Genomic DNA, 1261 nt, shown 5'->3' with positions numbered 1-1261 from the left:
AAGACACCCTCGCCGCGGCGAGCCCGGACCTGCTCCGGACGATGATCCGCGAGTTCGCCCAGCGGATGATGGACGCCGAGGTCGAGCAGTTGTGCGGGGCTGGCTACGGCGAGGTCAGCAGCGAGCGGGTCAATACCCGTAACGGCTACCGGGCCAGGCCGTGGGACACCCGGGCCGGGTCGATCGAGCTGGCCGTGCCGCGGCTGCGGACCGGCTCGTACTTCCCGGATTTCCTGCTGGACAAGCGACGCCGGGCGGAGCGGGCGCTCACCTCGGTGGTGGCGACCTCCTACCTGCTGGGCGTCTCCACACGGCGGGTGGAGAAGCTGGCCGAGGCGATGGGCATCACCTCATTGTCGAAGTCGCAGGTCTCGGCGATGGCCGCCGAACTGGACGGCCTGGTGGAGCAGTTCCGGTCCCGGCCGCTGGACGGCGGCCCTTACACCTTCATGTGGATCGACGCCCTCACGCAGAAGGTGCGCGAGGGCGGCCGGACGGTGACGGTGCACGCCTTGGTCGCCACCGGCGTCAACGCCGACGGCCAGCGGGAGATTCTCGGCCTGGACGTCGTCTCCAGCGAGGACGGCGCGGGCTGGCTGGCGTTCCTGCGCGGCTTGGTCGCCCGCGGCCTGTCCGGCGTGCTGATGGTGACCTCCGACTGCCACGCCGGGCTGCGCGATGCGATCGCCTCCACTCTGCCCGGCGCGTCCTGGCAGAGGTGTCGAACTCACTACGCGAGGAATTTGCTCTGCCGCGTCCCGAAGTCAGCCCAGCCGTGGGTGGCGACGATGCTGCGCACCGTCTTCGAGCAACCCGACGCCAGCTCCGTCTACGCCCAGCACCGCCACGTCGTCGAGGCGCTGGAGGTCAAATATCCGGCCGCGGCCGAGCACCTGGACGAGGCGCGCGAGGACATCTTGGCCTTCACCGCCTTCCCCAAGGCCGTCTGGCGCCAGACGTGGTCCAACAACCCCCAGGAGCGCCTGAACAAAGAGATCAGGAGAAGGACCGACGTGGTCGGGATCTTCCCCAATCGCGCTTCGATCACTCGACTCGTCGGCGCGGTGCTGGCCGAACAGAACGACGAGTGGACCGAGCAGCGCCGCTACATGGGCCTGGAGGTTCTTGCCGAATGCCGGAAGGTGACCGATTCCGAAAATGGGACAAACGATGCTAAAGTGAATATTGAGGCGATTGCCTCCTAATAGTCCACCGGATTGCGGGTGGCCTTCTCAAACACCACCTCCCTGGGCGCGGCCCT

The 1261-nt window shown here is 67.6% G+C and carries 1 protein-coding gene; it reads left to right on the top strand.

The features are described 5' to 3' along the window. The coding region (locus ACFOY2_RS54625; RefSeq protein WP_379536110.1) for an IS256 family transposase at nt 1–1205 on the top strand (1205 nt) is incomplete at its 5' end. Nucleotides 1206–1261: the final 56 nt, after the last annotated feature.

This window comes from Nonomuraea purpurea (genome assembly GCF_042650645.1).
GTDB lineage: Bacteria > Actinomycetota > Actinomycetes > Streptosporangiales > Streptosporangiaceae > Nonomuraea > Nonomuraea purpurea.
The sequence above is the reverse complement of the archived record's forward strand: the minus strand, read 5'-3'. Positions and strand labels throughout refer to the sequence as shown.